Consider the following 15,326-nt stretch of genomic DNA (forward strand, 5'->3'; position numbering starts at 1 on the left):
CCTGCGGCAGCTCCTACACCTACCCTGTAGGAGCTGCCGAAGGCTGCGATCTTTTATCTTTTGATTTTCAGGTGCGGAACCTGCGCACCAGCCCGTCCAGCTCGCTCGACAGCCCGGCCAGGCTCTGGGAATCCAGGCGTGCCGAGTTGGCCAGTTCCGCCACCAGTTGCGCATCGCCATGGATCTGGCTGATGTGCCGGTTGATGTCTTCGGCCACTTGATGCTGTTGTTCCGCCGCCGTGGCGATCTGGGTGTTCATGTCGCGGATCACGTCCACCGACTCGCGAATCTGCCCGAAGCTGTTGCGCGCCTCACCGATGCGCGTCACCGATTGCTGGGACACTTCCAGGCTGGCGTGCATCTGTTGGGTCACCTGGCTGGTGCGTTTGGCCAGGTTGCCCAGCAGCCCGTCGATTTCCGCCGTGGAGTCGGCCGTGCGCTTGGCCAGGGCCCGTACTTCGTCGGCCACCACGGCAAAGCCGCGACCCTGTTCACCGGCCCGTGCCGCTTCGATCGCGGCGTTCAGCGCCAGCAGGTTGGTCTGTTCGGCGATCGAACGGATGGTCCCGAGAATCGACTGAATGTCATTGCTGTCGCGCTCCAGTTGTTGCATCGACTGGGCCGACTGTTCGATTTCCTGGCTCAGGCGATCCACGCTGTTCACGGCCGCATCGATCTGTTGCTGACCTTCGCGCGCCTGGCGCTGGCCACTGTCGGCGGATTCCGCGGCCTGGCTGCAAGAGCGCGCGACTTCGTTGGCGGTGGCGACCATTTCGTGGAACGCCGTGGACACCATGTCCACCGCTTCACGCTGGCGTCCGGCGGCTTCGGCCATGTCGCTGGAGACCTGGGTCGAACTCTTGGACGTGGCGAGGATCTTGCCCGCTGCGCCGCCGATGTTCTGGATCAGGTTGCGAATCGCGGTCAGGAACTGGTTAAACCAGTTGGCCAACTGCGCGGTTTCGTCGTTGCCACGGATTTGCAGGTTCTGGGTCAGGTCGCCTTCACCTTGGGCGATGCCTTCCAGGCCGCTGGCCACGCTGCGGATCGGACGCACGATGAGGCTGGCAAAACTGGCGCCGACGATGGCGAAGATGACGGCCAGGACGGCGGCGATGATGGCGATCAACCAGGTCAACTGGGTCGCGGAGCTCATCACGTCGTTCTGTTTGATCAGGCCGATGAAGGTCCAGCCCAGTTGCTCCGACGGCCAGACGTTGGCCATGTAGCGCTCGCCGTTCAACTCCACTTCCACCAGGCCCTTGCCGGCCTTGGCCAGTTGCGCGTAGCCCTCGCCCAGGCTGTTCAGCGGTTTGAAGTTGTGTTCCGGTTGTTTCGGATCCACCAGGACCGTGCCGGTGTTTTCCAGCAGCATCAGGTAGCCGGTTTCGCCGAGCTTGATCTGTTTGACGATTTCGGTGAGCTGCTTGAGCGTCACGTCGATGCTGACCACGCCACCGTTGGTGCCCAGCTTGTTGTCGATGGTGCGCACGGTGCTGACGTAGGTCGCGTCGTCCTGGGCCCAGTAGTAGGCCTCGGTGCGGAACGGCTTGCCCGGTTTGGCCTGGGCGGCCTTGTACCAGGGGCGCTGGCGCGGGTCGTAGTTGCTCAGTTTCGGATCATCCGGCCACGACACGTAGCCGCCCGCCGCCGTGCCGAGGATGGCATAGGCGTAGGACGGGTGGCTGTTGCCCAGGTCCTGGAGCAGGGTGAAGACTTTCTTGTCCATCTCGCCCTGGGGAACGCTCTCGGCGTTGGCAGCCATGTAAGTCTTGAGGCTGTCGTCCGAGTTTCGGATCAGCGGCTGCTTGGCCAGGTAATCGACGTTCTGGCTGATGCCGTCAAAAAACAATTGCATGGCGTTGCTGACCTGACGAATCTCTCGGGCACTGCCGTCGATAAATTCGTCTCTGGCATCACTGCGCAGGTTCAGCACAACGAGGGTGGCGACCAGCACCACGGGCAGGCAGGCGATGATTGCAAACGCCCAGGTCAACTTTTGTTTGATGTTCATCCGCGCTCCAGATTTTCTTGTAGGCCCACGCAGTGCAGATGACTCGCGGTTTATTGGCAGCCGTAATCGTTCTTGGTCAACCCGGGTCCTTGAGTGCGGCATCGCTTTTGTTGTGGCAGCGATTGTCGGACAAATCACTTTGTCACTAAGGACTTCGGCTGTTGTCGGCGGAAATTGAGGCCTGTTGAGAAAAATCCTACGGAAGGCTTGAGAGGTGGTGTCAGCTTCTGTCGCAATTGCCCTCAATGTCCTTGCACAACAAGTGGCGCAGGCTCGGCTATGATCCGGAGCGGCCCGTGGCGGTCGTCGGTTTTACCTGTGGAAATCGGCACATTGTGTGCTTGTGCAATGTTCATAAGTCGGCAACCCCTCCCCCCCGTGAGTGGATTGCCGTATAACGAATGACTTTCGCGTGTTTGGTAATAAAGGACCCACAATAAAAGCTGATGAAGACTCCAAAACGCATTGAACCCCTGATCGAGGACGGTCTGGTCGACGAGGTGCTGCGCCCACTCATGAGTGGTAAAGAAGCAGCTGTTTATGTGGTGCGCTGCGGTAACCAGTTACGTTGCGCGAAAGTCTACAAGGAGGCGAATAAACGCAGTTTCCGTCAGGCGGCCGAGTATCAGGAAGGCCGCAAGGTGCGCAACAGCCGTCAGGCCCGGGCGATGGCCAAGGGCTCCAAGTTTGGCCGCAAGGAAACCGAAGACGCCTGGCAGAACGCCGAAGTGGCGGCGCTGTTCCGTCTGGCCAATGCCGGTGTGCGGGTGCCCAAGCCGTTCGACTTCCTCGAAGGCGTGCTGCTCATGGAGCTGGTGGCCGACGAGTACGGTGATGCCGCGCCGCGTCTGAACGATGTGGTGCTGGAACCGGACCAGGCACGGGAATATCACGCGTTCCTGATTTCGCAAATCGTGCTGATGTTGTGTACCGGTCTGGTGCACGGCGACCTGTCCGAGTTCAACGTGCTGCTGACGCCGACCGGCCCGGTGATCATCGACCTGCCACAAGCGGTGGATGCGGCGGGCAACAACCATGCGTTCAGCATGCTGGAGCGCGACGTGGGCAACATGGCGTCCTACTTCGGTCGGTTTGCGCCGGAATTGAAAAAGACCAAATACGCCAAGGAAATGTGGGCCTTGTACGAGGCTGGCACCTTGCACCCGGCCAGCGTCCTGACCGGCGAGTTCGCCGACACGGAGGAGCTGGCCGACGTGGGCGGCATCATGCGCGAAATCGAGGCCGCACGCCTGGATGAAGAGCGCAAGCAAGCGGCACGCGCGGCGGACGATGCACCGCCGGGCAAGACCGAAGAACCGCCTCCACCGTGGATGCAGTGATCGGCTAAAGAAAAACCCGGCTTCGGCCGGGTTTTTTGTACCTCCTGTAGGAGCTGCCGCAGGCTGCGATCTTTTGATTTTGTTTTTTAGAAGCAAGATCAAGAGATCGCAGCCTGCGGCAGCTCCTACAGGGTGGGAGTGCAGCAGCCGGATTCCAGATTCTTGAGGATCGGGCAATCCGGCCGATGGTCGCCATGGCAGTGCTCAACCAGATCCTGCAACGTATCGCGCAACTGCCCCAGTTCACGGATCTTCCGGTTCAGCTCATCGATATGCTGACGGGCCAAAGCCTTCACATCGGCGCTGGCGCGCTGGCGGTCTTGCCAGAGTGTCAGCAACTTGCCGACTTCCTCCAGGGAAAACCCCAGGTCCCGCGAGCGCTTGATGAACGCCAGCGTGTGCAGGTCGTCATCGCCATACACCCGATAACCGCTGTCGGTGCGATGGGCGGCCTTGAGCAGGCCGATGGATTCGTAGTAACGGATCATCTTTGCGCTCAGGCCGCTGTGGCGGGCCGCTTGGCCGATGTTCATCGGTTGTCCTCCAGGTCCTTGGGTTTCCAGGTTTTCAACAGTAGCGCATTGCTCACCACGCTGACGCTCGACAACGCCATGGCTGCACCGGCCAGCACTGGATTGAGGAATCCAAACGCCGCCAGCGGAATGCCGATCAGGTTATAGACGAAGGCCCAGAACAGGTTCTGCCGAATCTTGGCGTAGGTCTTGCGACTGATCTCCAATGCAGCCGGTACCAGTCGCGGATCGCCGCGCATAAGGGTGATACCGGCCGCGTGCATGGCGACGTCGGTGCCGCCACCCATGGCGATGCCGATGTCGGCGGCGGCCAGTGCCGGGGCGTCATTGATGCCGTCGCCGACCATCGCCACCACGCCGGTTTCTTTCAGTGCGGCGACGGTGGCGGCTTTGTCCGCCGGCAGTACTTCGGCATGCACATCCGTGATGCCCAACGCCTCGGCCACCACCTTGGCGCTGCCGCGATTATCGCCCGTCAGCAGGTGGCTGCTGATGTTCCGTGCGCTCAGTTGCTGCACCGCTTGCAGCGCGCCGGGCTTGAGAGTGTCACCGAAGGCGAACAGGCCCAGCACCTGGGGATCGGGGGATTGTTCGATCAGCCAGGACAAGGTCCGGCCTTCTTGTTCCCACGCGATCGCCGAGTCGGCCAACGGTCCGGCGTTCAAGCCGCTGTCTTCCAGCAGGCGACGATTGCCCAGGGCCAGGCGACGCCCCTCCAGTGTGCCGGCAATGCCGCGGCCGGTCAGGGATTGGCTGTCGCTGATGTCGGCCACCTTCAAGTGGCGTTCGGCGCAGACATCCAGAACAGCTTTGGCCAACGGATGCTCACTGCCGCGTTGCAGGGCGCCGGCCAGTTGCAGCAGACTCGCTTCATTGCCGTCGATGGCACTCAGATGAGCAATGCGCGGGGCGCCGGAGGTCAGGGTGCCGGTCTTGTCGAACACCACCGAGCTGACTTCATGGGCGCGCTCCAGGGCTTCGGCGTCCTTGATCAGAATCCCGTAGCGTGCCGCCACGCCGGTGCCGGCCATGATCGCCGTCGGCGTGGCCAGGCCCAGTGCGCAAGGGCAGGCGATCACCAGCACCGCCACGGCGTTGATCAGCGCGGTTTCCATCGGCGCGCCATACAGCCACCAGCCGATCAGGGTTGCCAGGGCAATCAACAGCACGGTGGGCACGAACACCTGGCTGACTTTATCCACCAGTTTCTGGATCGGCGCCTTTGCGGCCTGGGCGTCTTCCACCAGGCGGATGATCCGTGCCAGTACGGTTTCCGCACCGAGGGCCTGGGTCCGCACCAGCAACCGTCCTTCACCGTTGATCGCGCCGCCCGTGACTTTGTCGCCGGGCTGTTTGGGCACCGGCAGGCTCTCGCCACTGATCAGGGCTTCATCGGCGTGGCTCTGGCCTTCTATCACTTCGCCATCGACCGGGAAGCGCTCTCCGGGTTTGACCATCACCAGGTCATTGAGGCGCAGGGCGCTGATGGCGACTTCCTGCTCGCGGCCATCGAGCACCTGAATCGCTCGTTCCGGGCGCAAGGCTTCGAGGGCGCGGATGGCGCTGGCGGTCTGGCGCTTGGCGCGGCTTTCCAGGTACTTGCCCAGCAACACCAAGGCGATCACCACCGCCGAGGCTTCGAAATACAGGTGCGGCATGCGCCCGGCGGCGGTGGCCCATTCATACACACTCAAGCCATAACCGGCGCTGGTGCCCAGGGCCACCAGCAAATCCATGTTGCCGGCTCCGGCGCGTACGGCTTTCCAGGCCGCGACGTAAAACCGTGCACCGAAGATGAATTGCACCGGCGTGGCCAAGGTGAATTGCGCCCAGGCCGGGAGCATCCAGTGCACGCCGAACGGTTGCAGCAACATCGGCAGGACCAGCGGCAAGGCGAGGACGATGGCCATGATCAAGGCCAGGCGTTCGCGATGCAGGCGCTGTTGCTGATTGTCGGCCGGCGGGTGTTCGGCTTCCCATACGCTGGCGGCGTAACCGGCCTTGGTCACGGCCGCGATCAAGGTTTGCGGATCGACCTGGCCGAGCAGTTCAAGATGGGCGCGTTCGTTGGCCAGGTTGACGCTGACGCTTTTCACGCCCGCCACCTTGCCCAGCGCCCGCTCGACCCGACCGACGCAGGACGCGCAGGTCATGCCGTCGATGCTCAGTTCCAGGCTTTGCTGCGGCACGCTGTAGCCGGCCTTGGCCACGGCATCCATCAGGGCCGGCAGGCTGTCGCTGGGTGCCTGGACCCGGGCCTGTTCAGTGGCGAGGTTGACGCTGACGGCACTGGCGCCCATGACTTTGCTCAAGGCGCGCTCGACACGCCCGGCGCAACTGGCGCAGGTCATGCCGGCAATCGGCAGGTCGAACGTGGTGGATTCGGACATCGGTCGCACTCCCTGTAGTAGATGACCACAGGATCAACCTTGCCATGCTGGCAAGGTCAAGTGCCAATCTTATACCCACCGCTGATCCCCTGTAGGAGCGAGCTTGCTCGCGATGAACGTCCAGACAACGCGTACATTCAGAAACCCAGCGTTACCGTTGGCGTTCATCGCGAGCAAGCTCGCTCCTACAGGGACGGTGTGTCAGTAGCCGAGACCGGCGCGTTTCAGGTACATGCCCTCCTGCGTCATCGCGATCCGGTACTTGAGCACATCGCCGGCCTTGAGCTGGATATCCTGCGACCCCGGCGCGAGCATGCCCGGATTGCAACCCGGCATCTGCCCCGGGAGTAACTTGAGGCGCAGCGAGACAACGCCGGGCGGCAGGTTGAACGAGGTGCTCTGCTCCTGAAACAGCCGCGCCGCCAATTGGTCCTGGATGTACACACCGATCTCGCAGCTGGTCGCGACTTCCAGGCGCTCGCGGGAAATGATCAGCACGCCATAATCCTGACCGGCAGCATTGACCGAAGGCACGGCGGCGAAAAGGCTGAGAAAGCCAAACAGGCTGAAAACCGACCAGCGCATGGCTGAATCTCCTGAGTTCGAGTCATTGATGGACGCAGCTTGGCCGAGCGTAGCGCCGATTGCCAGCCCGGCAGCTAACTTCAGAACTTGACCTTGCCATGGTGGCAAGCTCGAAACTGGACTCAACCCTCGGAAAAGGAGTCATCCCATGCAAGTGTTCAACGTTGAAGGCATGTCTTGTGGCCACTGCGTCAAGGCCATCACTCAGGCCGTGCAGGCCAGGGACCCGGCAGCCAGTGTGCGGGTCGATCTGGCGGCTAAAGAAGTCGGTGTCGAAAGTGCGCTGACTGCCCAGCAAGTGATCGAGGCGATCAGTGAAGAGGGGTATGGCGTCAAACTGGCCTGATTTTGATAGTTAGCGAGCTACCGGAATGTTCAAGGCGTCCATGCGCGGCTAGACTGTCGGGCTGCCGACTCCTGCCTCACTGGATGCCTGATGAACTTCCGTACCATTCTGATTCTCGGCGCCTTGAGCGCTTTCGGTCCGCTGGCGATCGATTTCTACCTGCCGGCCTTCCCGGCCATGGCGCTGGCTTTCGGCACGGACGAAAATCACGTCCAGATGACGTTGGCGGCCTACTTCCTCGGCTTGTCCATCGGTCAGTTGGCCTATGGCCCGGTGGCGGATCGTTTCGGGCGACGCATTCCGTTGCTCACCGGTGTCGGCCTGTTCACCGCCGCCTCCGTGGCGTGCGCCTATGCGCCGAACCTGGAGTGGCTGATCGGTGCGCGTTTCGTCCAGGCGTTGGGTGGCTGCGCGGGCATGGTGATTTCCCGGGCGGTGGTCAGCGACAAATGTGATGCGGTGGGCTCGGCGAAAGTCTTTTCCCAGTTGATGCTGGTGATGGGGCTCGCGCCTATCCTCGCGCCCTTGCTGGGTGGGTTGCTGGTCAACACCACTGGCTGGCAGTCGATCTTCCTGGCCTTGACCGGGTTCAGTGCGTTGGCGGGGTTGGCGGTGGCGACGGGATTGCCGGAAAGCTTGCCGGCCCACATACCGCGCCAACCGCTGTCGGGCGCGCTGCGCCAGTACGGTCGGCTGCTGGCCGACCCGATATTTCTTGGCCACGCCTTGACCGGGGGCATCGCCATCGCCGGGATGTTTGCCTACATCGCCGGTTCACCCTTCATCATCATCAAGCTCTACGGCGTTCCGGCCGAGCATTTCGGCTGGTTGTTCGGCACCAATGCGGCGGGCTTCATTCTGGTGGCGCAGGTCAACGCGCGGCTGCTGGCCAAACGTGGCCCGACCTTCTTGCTGGCGCGCGCGGTGTGGGTTTATCTCGCGGCCGGTCTGACCCTGCTCGCTGTCAGCGCTCTGCATCCGGCCCAACTGTGGCCGCTGCTGATTCCATTGTTCATCTGTATTTCCAGCCTCGGTTGCATCAGCCCCAACGCCGCCGCCTGTGCGATGAGCGGACAGGGCGCACGGGCCGGCAGCGCGTCGGCGCTGCTCGGTTGCCTGCAGTTCAGTGTGGCGGCCGGCGCCTCCGCGCTGGTGGGCGTTTTGCACGATGGCAGCGCCGTGCCGATGGCCATGGTCATCAGCCTGTGCGGAATTCTGGTGGTGAGCGCTGCAGTGCTCACCCGGCGTTTGCAAAATGCCCGGGCGCTGGCGCAAGCCCAGGCTTGAGGCCGGAATCAGCCGGCAGCACGCTGCGGGTGGAGGATGGGAATCTGGTGAGGAGCCTGGATGCGGGCTTCGAGGGTACGCGTGAAAGCGCGAGCTTCTGCTTCGCTGCGGAACGTCACCGCATGCTGGTCTAGACGGACTTGCCACTGGGATTTTGCCAGTTCTTTTATCAGGATCTTCACAGCGGATCACCTCTCGTAAAAGACGTTACGCAAAAGACTGCCTCGCAGGAGATTCGATTGTAGTCCTGAATACGAGCAGCATTGTGACAAGGATCAACTGTCGGACTGACGGTTTGTAACTAAAAAAAACACGACTTTTCGAGGCGCTCCAAAGGGGTTGTCTGCGACCGGGATGTTCCGGTCGCAGACGAAAAAACGCAGAAACGATGAAACCGCAAAGGGTTTTTTTCAGCGTTTCAAAACCCTTCCAGAACGATCTTGCCCTTGGCCTTACCGCTTTCCAGCAGGGCATGGGCACGGCGCAAATTGGCCGCGTTGATCGTGCCGAAGTGTTCGCCCACTGTGGTTTTCAGTGTCCCGGCATCGATCAGCCAGGCGACGCGATTGAGCAGGTTGTGCTGCTCGATCATGTCCGCGGTTTCAAACAGCGAACGGGTGTACATGAACTCCCAGTGCAGTGACAGGCTCTTGCGCTTGAGCTTGGTCACGTCCAGCGACTTGGGGTCATCGATCAGCGCCAGTTTGCCTTGGGGCGCCAACGCCTCGACCAGTTGGTCCAGGTGCTGGTCGGTCTGGGTCAGGCTGGCGACGTGAGTGACCTGATCCACACCGGCGCGCTTGAGTGCTTCGCTCAGTGGCTGGCCGTGGTCGATCACCAGGTCGGCACCCAGCTCCTTCACCCAGCTTTGGGTCTGCGCACGCGAAGCGGTGCCGATGACTTTCAGGGCCGTCAGCTGGTGAGCCAGTTGCGTAAGAATCGAGCCCACGCCACCTGCCGCGCCGACGATCAACAGGCTCTGGCCCTCGTCGGTTTTGCTTTCGCGCACTTGCAGGCGTTCGAACAACAGTTCCCAGGCCGTGATCGCGGTGAGCGGCAGGGCGGCGGCCTCGGCGAAACCAAGGGTCTTGGGCATGTGGCCGACGATGCGTTCGTCCACCACATGCAATTCGCTGTTGCCGCCCGCCCGGGCGATGGAACCGGCGTAAAACACCTTGTCGCCGACCGAGAACAGCGTCACGTCACTGCCCACGGCCTTGACCACGCCAGCCACGTCCCAGCCCAGCACCTTGGCCGCACCGCCTTCGGGCTGGACGTTCTGGCGCACCTTGGTGTCCACCGGGTTGACCGAGATGGCTTTGACTTCCACCAGCAAGTCGCGAGGTCCGGCAACCGGCTCCGGCAGCTCGATGTCTTGCAGGGCTTTGTCGTCACTGATCGGTAACGAGGCGTAGTAGGCAATGGCTTTCATGGGCGACTCCTGAACACTAATAAAAGAAGTGATTCGATGGGGGAGATGATTGGCTATTTCTCCTGAAGATAAAACCGGCTAAAAGAGCAGTCTCTTTCAATGTTTTTTTGATAATCGGTGCTCTTGATGCTGCGTTTCGATGACTTGCAGTTGTTTGTCCGGGCGGCTGACCTGGGCAGTCTGTCCGCCGCCGCGCGGGGTATGGACATGTCGGCGGCGGTGGCCAGTGCAGCGCTCAAGCGCATCGAACGGCAACTCGGCGCCCGTCTATTGGCCCGTTCGACCCGCAGCTTGCGCCTGACCGCCGAAGGCGAGGGCTTTCTCGAATATGCCCGCGCGGCCCTGAGCAATCTCGACGAGGGCCGGCGATTACTGGCCAGCGGTCAGGACCAGGTCAGCGGGGTTCTGCAACTGTCGGCGCCGTCGGACTTTGGCCGCCATCTGCTGTTGCCCTGGCTTGACCAGTTTCAGCGCGAGCATCCGAAACTGACCGTGCGCCTGCTGCTGGGGGATCGCATCGCCGACCTGTTCCGCCAGCCGGTAGACATTGCCCTGCGCTACGGTGAACCGGAAGACTCCAGCCTGGTGGCGCTGCCCATCGCCCCGCAGAACCGCCGGGTGTTGTGCGCCGCTCCCGACTATCTGGCTCGCCACGGCGAACCGCGGCACCTTGAGCAACTGGCACAGCACAATTGCCTGTTGTACATGCTCGGCAGCAGGGTCCACGATCACTGGAGTTTTCACGACGGCAAACGCGAAGTCAGCCTGACCGTCAGCGGCGATCGCTTCAGTGACGATGCCGATGTCGTTCGGCTTTGGGCCGTTGCCGGTGCCGGGATCGCCTACAAATCCTGGCTCGATGTCGCCGCCGATGTACTGGCCGGCCGCTTGAAGGTGCTGATGCCGGAACTGCTCTGCGAGCGCGCACCGTTGAATCTGTTGTGCGCCCATCGCGCACAATTGAGTAAGCCGGTGAACCTGTTGCGCGAAATGCTTGTCAGCCGATGCGCCCTGTTGAGCAGTCAATTTTCGGGTTTTTCGGATATCGCTGATTAGTCGCACAAAAAAAGAGAAATTTCCCTCAGGAACGATCACCACCTATGCCGGGCGGAGGACAGGATCCGCCGACCAACCCGCATATACTAGCGCCCTCATCATGTCAGTAGCGTCGATCCCCCCCATGGCGGGTCCACGTTCGAGTCGGCCCGGCAGCACGGTCATCCTTCTGGCCTTCGCGGTATCGGCCAGGCAGCGCTGATGGGTGAGCAAGGCGTTGCCGGATTCTTGGCAGTTTCCGCGGATTGGCCGACGACACATTACTGGTCAAGATGTTTCTGGTCAGAAGACGAAACGATTCAACAGGGAGTGAATACATGGAACATGCACCTTGCATCAGCCAGATCGCCACTTTGCTGGCTGACCCAAAGCGCAGCGCAATGATGTGGGCCTTGATGGATGGTTCGGCGCGAGCAACCGAAGAGTTGGCATTGCTGGCCGGCCTGTCACCGTCTTCGGCCAGTGCACACCTGGGACGTTTGTCCGCTGGAGGTCTGTTAAGGGTTGAAAACCGTGGCCGCAAACGCTTCTTCCGCCTGGCTGCCCCCGAGGTCGGGGCGGCTATCGAGGCGCTGGCCAGCGCGACCTTCGCCAGCGCGCCCCAGGATATTCCGGAGGTGTTCAAGCGCAATGCGCCACTCGTCAAACCTCGGGCTGTGCGCTCGTCACTGCTGAGTGCCCGGCTGTGCGACGATCACTTGGGGGGTACCCTGTCCGCCGACCTGTATCAGCGACTGCTGGAAGCGGGCTGGATCGAACATACGGATCAGCGGGTCACGGTCACGCTCAAGGGCGCGACGGAGTTGGCGGCACGGGGAGTGTTCATCCAGGCGCTGGCCCATCACAACGGCAGGGTTGCCTGCGCGTGCCCTGACTGGAGCGAAAGACGCCCGCACATGGGCGGCTCGCTGGGGGCGGCCTTGTTGCAGCTGTTCATGCAGTCGGGGTGGCTGAGCCTGCCCAACGATTCCCGGGCCTTGCAAGTGACGGCCTCCGGGCAACGCGAAATTCATCGCTTTGCCCTGGAAACCGAGCTGGAAATGGCGTTGTAGGCGCCGGCTTGCCAGTGATGGCGGCCTCCCATCCAGCATCGCTGGCAAGCCAGCTCCTACACGGTTTGCGTTTGCCCCTAGGGTTTCACCAACCGCGCATCGAGACTGTTCTGCGCCAGGCGTCTGGCCTGGTCCTGGGTCATGCCCAGGTGAGTGTGCAGGGCATGGAAGTTCTCCGTGACATAACCGCCGAAGTACGCCGGGTCATCGGAGTTCACGGTCACTTTCACACCGCGTTCCAGCATGTCGAGAATGTTGTGCTGCGACATGTGATCGAACACACACAGTTTGGTGTTCGACAGAGGGCACACGGTCAGCGGGATCTGCTCGTCAATGATCCGCTGCATCAGGCGCTCGTCTTCGATGGCGCGTACGCCATGGTCGATGCGCTGGATTTTCAGCAGGTCGATGGCTTCCCAGATGTACTCGGGCGGGCCTTCTTCACCGGCGTGGGCGACGGTCAGGAAGCCTTCGTGACGGGCACGGTCGAACACGCGCTGGAACTTGCTCGGCGGGTGGCCCATCTCGGAACTGTCCAGACCCACGGCGACGAACGCATCGCGGAACGGCAGTGCCTGGTCGAGGGTTTTCTGCGCTTCATTTTCGCTCAGATGGCGCAGGAAGCTCAGGATCAAACCGCTGGTGATGCCCAGCTGCTGCTCGCCATCCTTCAGCGCGGCGGCGATACCATTGAGCACCACCTCGAACGGGATGCCACGGTCGGTGTGGGTCTGCGGGTCGAAGAACGGTTCGGTGTGAATCACGTTCTGCTCTTTGCAGCGCAGCAGGTATGCCCAGGTCAGGTCATAGAAATCCTGGGAGGTGCGCAGTACGTCGGCACCCCGGTAATACAGGTCGAGGAACTCCTGCAGGTTGTTGAAGGCATACGCCTTGCGCAAGGTTTCGACGTCGCTCCATGGCAAGGCAATCTTGTTGCGCTCGGCCAGGGCGAACAACAGCTCGGGTTCCAGCGAACCTTCCAGGTGCAGGTGCAATTCTGCCTTGGGCAGGGCGTTCAGCCAGTCATACATGATTCTTTTCTCATCAGGTGCAATGGTCGCCATTCTACAGAGGGTTGCCGCAACAATTGGTAAAACCTGACCAGGCGGTTCATCACACCGCTTCCTGTTCCCGTCGATAAGCGTAGGTATCGGCGAAGCGCGAGAGCAGGAACCCGGCGCAGGTGGTGGCCGGGTATTTCGCCGGGTGCAATGCATCCTGACAACCGGGCAGGCATTCGATGCGGGTATCCGGGTGCGGCTCGGCGAAGAACGGCATCGAATAGCGATCCACGCCGAGCGGGCTGATCACCCGGTGCGGCGTCGACAGGTAACGATCGTTGCTCCAGCGCGCCATCATGTCGCCGAGGTTGACCACGAACGTACCGTCGATGGGGGGCGCGTCGATCCATTCGCCTTTGACGTTGCGTACCTGCAAGCCACCGGCGGCGTCCTGATAGAGCAGGGTGATGCAGCCGTAGTCGGTATGGGCGCCGGCGCCTTGCTGCTCGGTGGAGCTGGCCGTGTGACGCGGTGGGTAGTGGATCAGGCGCAACACACTGACCGGGTCATTGAAGCGAGTGTCGAAGAAGTCGCGCTCGATCCCCAGCGCAATGGTCATTGCCCGCAACAGCGTTTGTGCGAGGGCCTGCATGTCGACGTAGTGTTGCTCCATCAGCGCTTCCCAACCGGGCAGGGACGGATGGCGATTGGGGCCGCGCAAGGGTTTTTCCGCCAGTACGTCAGGGTGGTCGGCCGGCAGGTGCAGGCCCATGTCAAAGGTTTCCTTGAGGTCGCTGGGCTTGCTCGGGTCCAGCTGTTCGGTGGCGATGGCGCCGTAGCCGCGATGATGATGGCTCTGGGTGATGTCGATCTTGAGTTTTTCGGCGGTGGGTTGGGCGAAGAAGCGTCTGGCGTGGTCGAGCAGGGCGTCGATGCGGACGGCACTGATTGGATGGCCCTTGATGTAGAAGAAACCCCACTCGCGGCAGGCGTGGTCGATGTGTGCGGCCACGGCTGGCCAGGCGTTCTGGTCGTCGCTGTAGAGCGGGGCGATGTCGATGATGGGGAGGCTGGTCATGCGCAATCCTTGAAAACGCTGAATTTCCGATGTAGGAGCTGCCGCAGGCTGCGATCTTTTAAAAGCAAGATCAAAAGATCGCAGCCTGCGGCAGCTCCTACAGGGGATGTGTGTTACTTCGGTATTTCCGCCTTCATGCCTTCCACGTAGTAGTTCATCGACGCCAGTTCCGCCGTGGTCGCGCTCACGCCCGCCGGGATTTTTTCGACGCCGGCCTGATCCTTGATCGGCCCGGTGAACGGCTGCAGCGTACCGCTCTTGATATTGGCGATGAGCTGTTCGGCTTCGCTTTTCACCGCTGCCGGCACCAGGTCGCTGATCGGCAGCTCAACCGTGCCCTCTTTCAAGCCGCCCCAGTAGTCCTGGGACTTCCAGTCATGGTCGATCAGGCTTTGGGCTGCCTGAATGTAGTGCGGCCCCCAGTCGTTGACGATGGAGGTCAGCACCGCCTTCGGCCCGAAGTGCGCCATGTCCGAAGCGTAGCCCACCGCATACACGCCGCGACGTTCGGCGGCCTGGATCGGCGCCGGGCTGTCGGTGTGCTGGAACACCACGTCCACGCCCTGGTCGATCAGCGCATTGGCGGCATCCGCTTCCTTGCCCGGATCGAACCAGGAGTTGACCCACACCACCTTGATCTCAGTGCCAGGGTTGTACTTGTTCAGGGCCAGCTGGATGGCGTTGATGTCGCGGATCACCTCCGGGATCGGGAACGAGGCGACATAGCCGATTTTTTTGGTCTTGGTCATCTTCGCCGCGAGGAAGCCACCGACGTAGCGACCTTCATAGGTGCGTGCCAGATAGGTGCCGAGGTTCTTGTCCTGCTTGTAGCCGGTGGCGTGTTCGAAGGTCACCTGGGGAAACTGCCTGGCGACTTTCACGGTCGGGTTCATGTAGCCGAAGGACGTGGTGAAGATCAGGTCGTATTTGTCCTTGGCCATGTTGCGGATCACCCGCTCGGCGTCGGCACCTTCGGCGACGTTCTCCACGTAGTTGGTGGTGATCTGCGGGCCGAATTTTGCCGCGAGCTCCTTGCGTCCCTGTTCATGCTGATAGGTCCAGCCGTGGTCGCCGATCGGGCCGATGTAAACGAAGCCGACTTTCAGCGGGTCGTTGGCACTGGCACTCAGGCTGGCGCCGAGGCCGATGGCGGCGGTAATGGCGCAAAGCAGCTTCTTCAACGGACGGTTGTGCATGAATTGGAGCTCCATT

Annotated in this window: 14 protein-coding genes and 1 pseudogene; 5 read left to right on the top strand and 10 right to left on the bottom strand. The window is 61.7% G+C overall.

Annotated elements, in window-relative coordinates:
* Positions 1-67: 67 nt before the first annotated feature.
* Both ACEN83_RS02545 and ACEN83_RS02550 read right to left on the bottom strand, forming a co-directional pair.
* On the bottom strand, positions 68-835 hold the full coding sequence (locus ACEN83_RS02545; protein ID WP_371917236.1) for a methyl-accepting chemotaxis protein: 768 nt from the start codon (positions 833-835) through the stop codon (positions 68-70).
* A 90-nt stretch (positions 836-925) separates the two neighbouring features.
* Positions 926-2,116, bottom strand: a pseudogene (locus tag ACEN83_RS02550) (cache domain-containing protein); the annotation flags it as partial.
* Positions 2,117-2,460: 344 nt separating this feature from the next.
* On the opposite strand from ACEN83_RS02550, the gene ACEN83_RS02555 reads away from it, so the two are divergent.
* On the top strand, positions 2,461-3,354 hold the full coding sequence (locus tag ACEN83_RS02555; RefSeq protein ID WP_015093327.1) for a PA4780 family RIO1-like protein kinase: 894 nt from the start codon (positions 2,461-2,463) through the stop codon (positions 3,352-3,354).
* 125 nt (positions 3,355-3,479) lie between these two features.
* Here the strand turns inward: ACEN83_RS02555 and cueR are convergent, their stop codons facing one another.
* From cueR to ACEN83_RS02570, 3 genes are all read right to left on the bottom strand, one after another.
* Positions 3,480-3,887 (bottom strand): Cu(I)-responsive transcriptional regulator, encoded by a 408-nt coding sequence (cueR, locus tag ACEN83_RS02560; RefSeq protein ID WP_116582417.1) that lies wholly within the window; start codon positions 3,885-3,887, stop codon positions 3,480-3,482.
* Positions 3,884-6,277 (bottom strand): heavy metal translocating P-type ATPase, encoded by a 2,394-nt coding sequence (locus tag ACEN83_RS02565; protein WP_495579415.1) that lies wholly within the window; start codon positions 6,275-6,277, stop codon positions 3,884-3,886. The genes cueR and ACEN83_RS02565 overlap by 4 nt, the downstream gene beginning before the upstream one ends.
* Before the next feature lie 201 nt (positions 6,278-6,478).
* On the bottom strand, positions 6,479-6,862 hold the full coding sequence (locus ACEN83_RS02570; protein ID WP_007971844.1) for a hypothetical protein: 384 nt from the start codon (positions 6,860-6,862) through the stop codon (positions 6,479-6,481).
* A gap of 148 nt (positions 6,863-7,010) precedes the next feature.
* Here ACEN83_RS02570 and ACEN83_RS02575 point away from each other — a divergent pair, with 148 nt between their 5' ends.
* Entirely contained in the window at positions 7,011-7,208 is a 198-nt protein-coding gene (locus ACEN83_RS02575; protein WP_007971846.1) for a cation transporter, read from the top strand.
* A 90-nt stretch (positions 7,209-7,298) separates the two neighbouring features.
* Positions 7,299-8,495, top strand: coding sequence for a multidrug effflux MFS transporter (locus ACEN83_RS02580; protein WP_495579416.1), 1,197 nt, complete (start codon positions 7,299-7,301; stop codon positions 8,493-8,495).
* An 8-nt stretch (positions 8,496-8,503) separates the two neighbouring features.
* Here the strand turns inward: ACEN83_RS02580 and ACEN83_RS02585 are convergent, their stop codons facing one another.
* Positions 8,504-8,677 carry a hypothetical protein gene (locus ACEN83_RS02585; protein ID WP_007971850.1) on the bottom strand — a complete coding sequence of 58 codons (174 nt, stop codon included), beginning with the start codon at positions 8,675-8,677 and terminating at the stop codon, positions 8,504-8,506.
* A 236-nt stretch (positions 8,678-8,913) separates the two neighbouring features.
* On the bottom strand, positions 8,914-9,927 hold the full coding sequence (locus ACEN83_RS02590) for a zinc-binding alcohol dehydrogenase family protein (RefSeq protein ID WP_495579417.1): 1,014 nt from the start codon (positions 9,925-9,927) through the stop codon (positions 8,914-8,916).
* Positions 9,928-10,053: 126 nt separating this feature from the next.
* On the opposite strand from ACEN83_RS02590, the gene vimR reads away from it, so the two are divergent.
* Positions 10,054-10,983, top strand: coding sequence for a transcription regulator VimR (gene vimR / locus ACEN83_RS02595; RefSeq protein ID WP_495579418.1), 930 nt, complete (start codon positions 10,054-10,056; stop codon positions 10,981-10,983).
* Positions 10,984-11,300: 317 nt separating this feature from the next.
* Positions 11,301-12,035 carry an ArsR/SmtB family transcription factor gene (locus tag ACEN83_RS02600; RefSeq protein WP_495579419.1) on the top strand — a complete coding sequence of 245 codons (735 nt, stop codon included), beginning with the start codon at positions 11,301-11,303 and terminating at the stop codon, positions 12,033-12,035.
* A 77-nt stretch (positions 12,036-12,112) separates the two neighbouring features.
* Here ACEN83_RS02600 and ACEN83_RS02605 read toward each other — a convergent pair whose 3' ends face one another.
* The 3 genes from ACEN83_RS02605 to ACEN83_RS02615 all read right to left on the bottom strand — a co-directional run bounded on the left by ACEN83_RS02605 (position 12,113) and on the right by ACEN83_RS02615 (position 15,310).
* Positions 12,113-13,066: an adenosine deaminase gene (locus ACEN83_RS02605; protein ID WP_495579420.1), complete on the bottom strand. Its 954-nt coding sequence runs from the start codon at positions 13,064-13,066 to the stop codon at positions 12,113-12,115.
* 82 nt (positions 13,067-13,148) lie between these two features.
* Positions 13,149-14,114 (bottom strand): isopenicillin N synthase family dioxygenase, encoded by a 966-nt coding sequence (locus ACEN83_RS02610; protein ID WP_495579421.1) that lies wholly within the window; start codon positions 14,112-14,114, stop codon positions 13,149-13,151.
* 113 nt (positions 14,115-14,227) lie between these two features.
* Positions 14,228-15,310, bottom strand: a complete 1,083-nt coding sequence (locus tag ACEN83_RS02615) for a BMP family ABC transporter substrate-binding protein (RefSeq protein WP_007971863.1) — start codon at positions 15,308-15,310, stop codon at positions 14,228-14,230.
* Positions 15,311-15,326: the final 16 nt, after the last annotated feature.

The sequence above is a fragment of the Pseudomonas sp. Pseusp49 genome, from assembly GCF_059491875.1.

What these genes read in the sequence shown, in the direction of transcription:
- ACEN83_RS02545 (WP_371917236.1), bottom strand. Translation starts at nt 835, where the DNA reads ATGGCCGAAGCCGCCGGACGCCAGCGTGAAGCGGTGGACATGGTGTCC.
- ACEN83_RS02555 (WP_015093327.1), top strand. Translation starts at nt 2,461, where the DNA reads ATGAAGACTCCAAAACGCATTGAACCCCTGATCGAGGACGGTCTGGTC.
- cueR (WP_116582417.1), bottom strand. Translation starts at nt 3,887, where the DNA reads ATGAACATCGGCCAAGCGGCCCGCCACAGCGGCCTGAGCGCAAAGATG.
- ACEN83_RS02565 (WP_495579415.1), bottom strand. Translation starts at nt 6,277, where the DNA reads ATGTCCGAATCCACCACGTTCGACCTGCCGATTGCCGGCATGACCTGC.
- ACEN83_RS02570 (WP_007971844.1), bottom strand. Translation starts at nt 6,862, where the DNA reads ATGCGCTGGTCGGTTTTCAGCCTGTTTGGCTTTCTCAGCCTTTTCGCC.
- ACEN83_RS02575 (WP_007971846.1), top strand. Translation starts at nt 7,011, where the DNA reads ATGCAAGTGTTCAACGTTGAAGGCATGTCTTGTGGCCACTGCGTCAAG.
- ACEN83_RS02580 (WP_495579416.1), top strand. Translation starts at nt 7,299, where the DNA reads ATGAACTTCCGTACCATTCTGATTCTCGGCGCCTTGAGCGCTTTCGGT.
- ACEN83_RS02590 (WP_495579417.1), bottom strand. Translation starts at nt 9,927, where the DNA reads ATGAAAGCCATTGCCTACTACGCCTCGTTACCGATCAGTGACGACAAA.
- vimR (WP_495579418.1), top strand. Translation starts at nt 10,054, where the DNA reads ATGCTGCGTTTCGATGACTTGCAGTTGTTTGTCCGGGCGGCTGACCTG.
- ACEN83_RS02600 (WP_495579419.1), top strand. Translation starts at nt 11,301, where the DNA reads ATGGAACATGCACCTTGCATCAGCCAGATCGCCACTTTGCTGGCTGAC.
- ACEN83_RS02605 (WP_495579420.1), bottom strand. Translation starts at nt 13,066, where the DNA reads ATGTATGACTGGCTGAACGCCCTGCCCAAGGCAGAATTGCACCTGCAC.
- ACEN83_RS02610 (WP_495579421.1), bottom strand. Translation starts at nt 14,114, where the DNA reads ATGACCAGCCTCCCCATCATCGACATCGCCCCGCTCTACAGCGACGAC.
- ACEN83_RS02615 (WP_007971863.1), bottom strand. Translation starts at nt 15,310, where the DNA reads ATGCACAACCGTCCGTTGAAGAAGCTGCTTTGCGCCATTACCGCCGCC.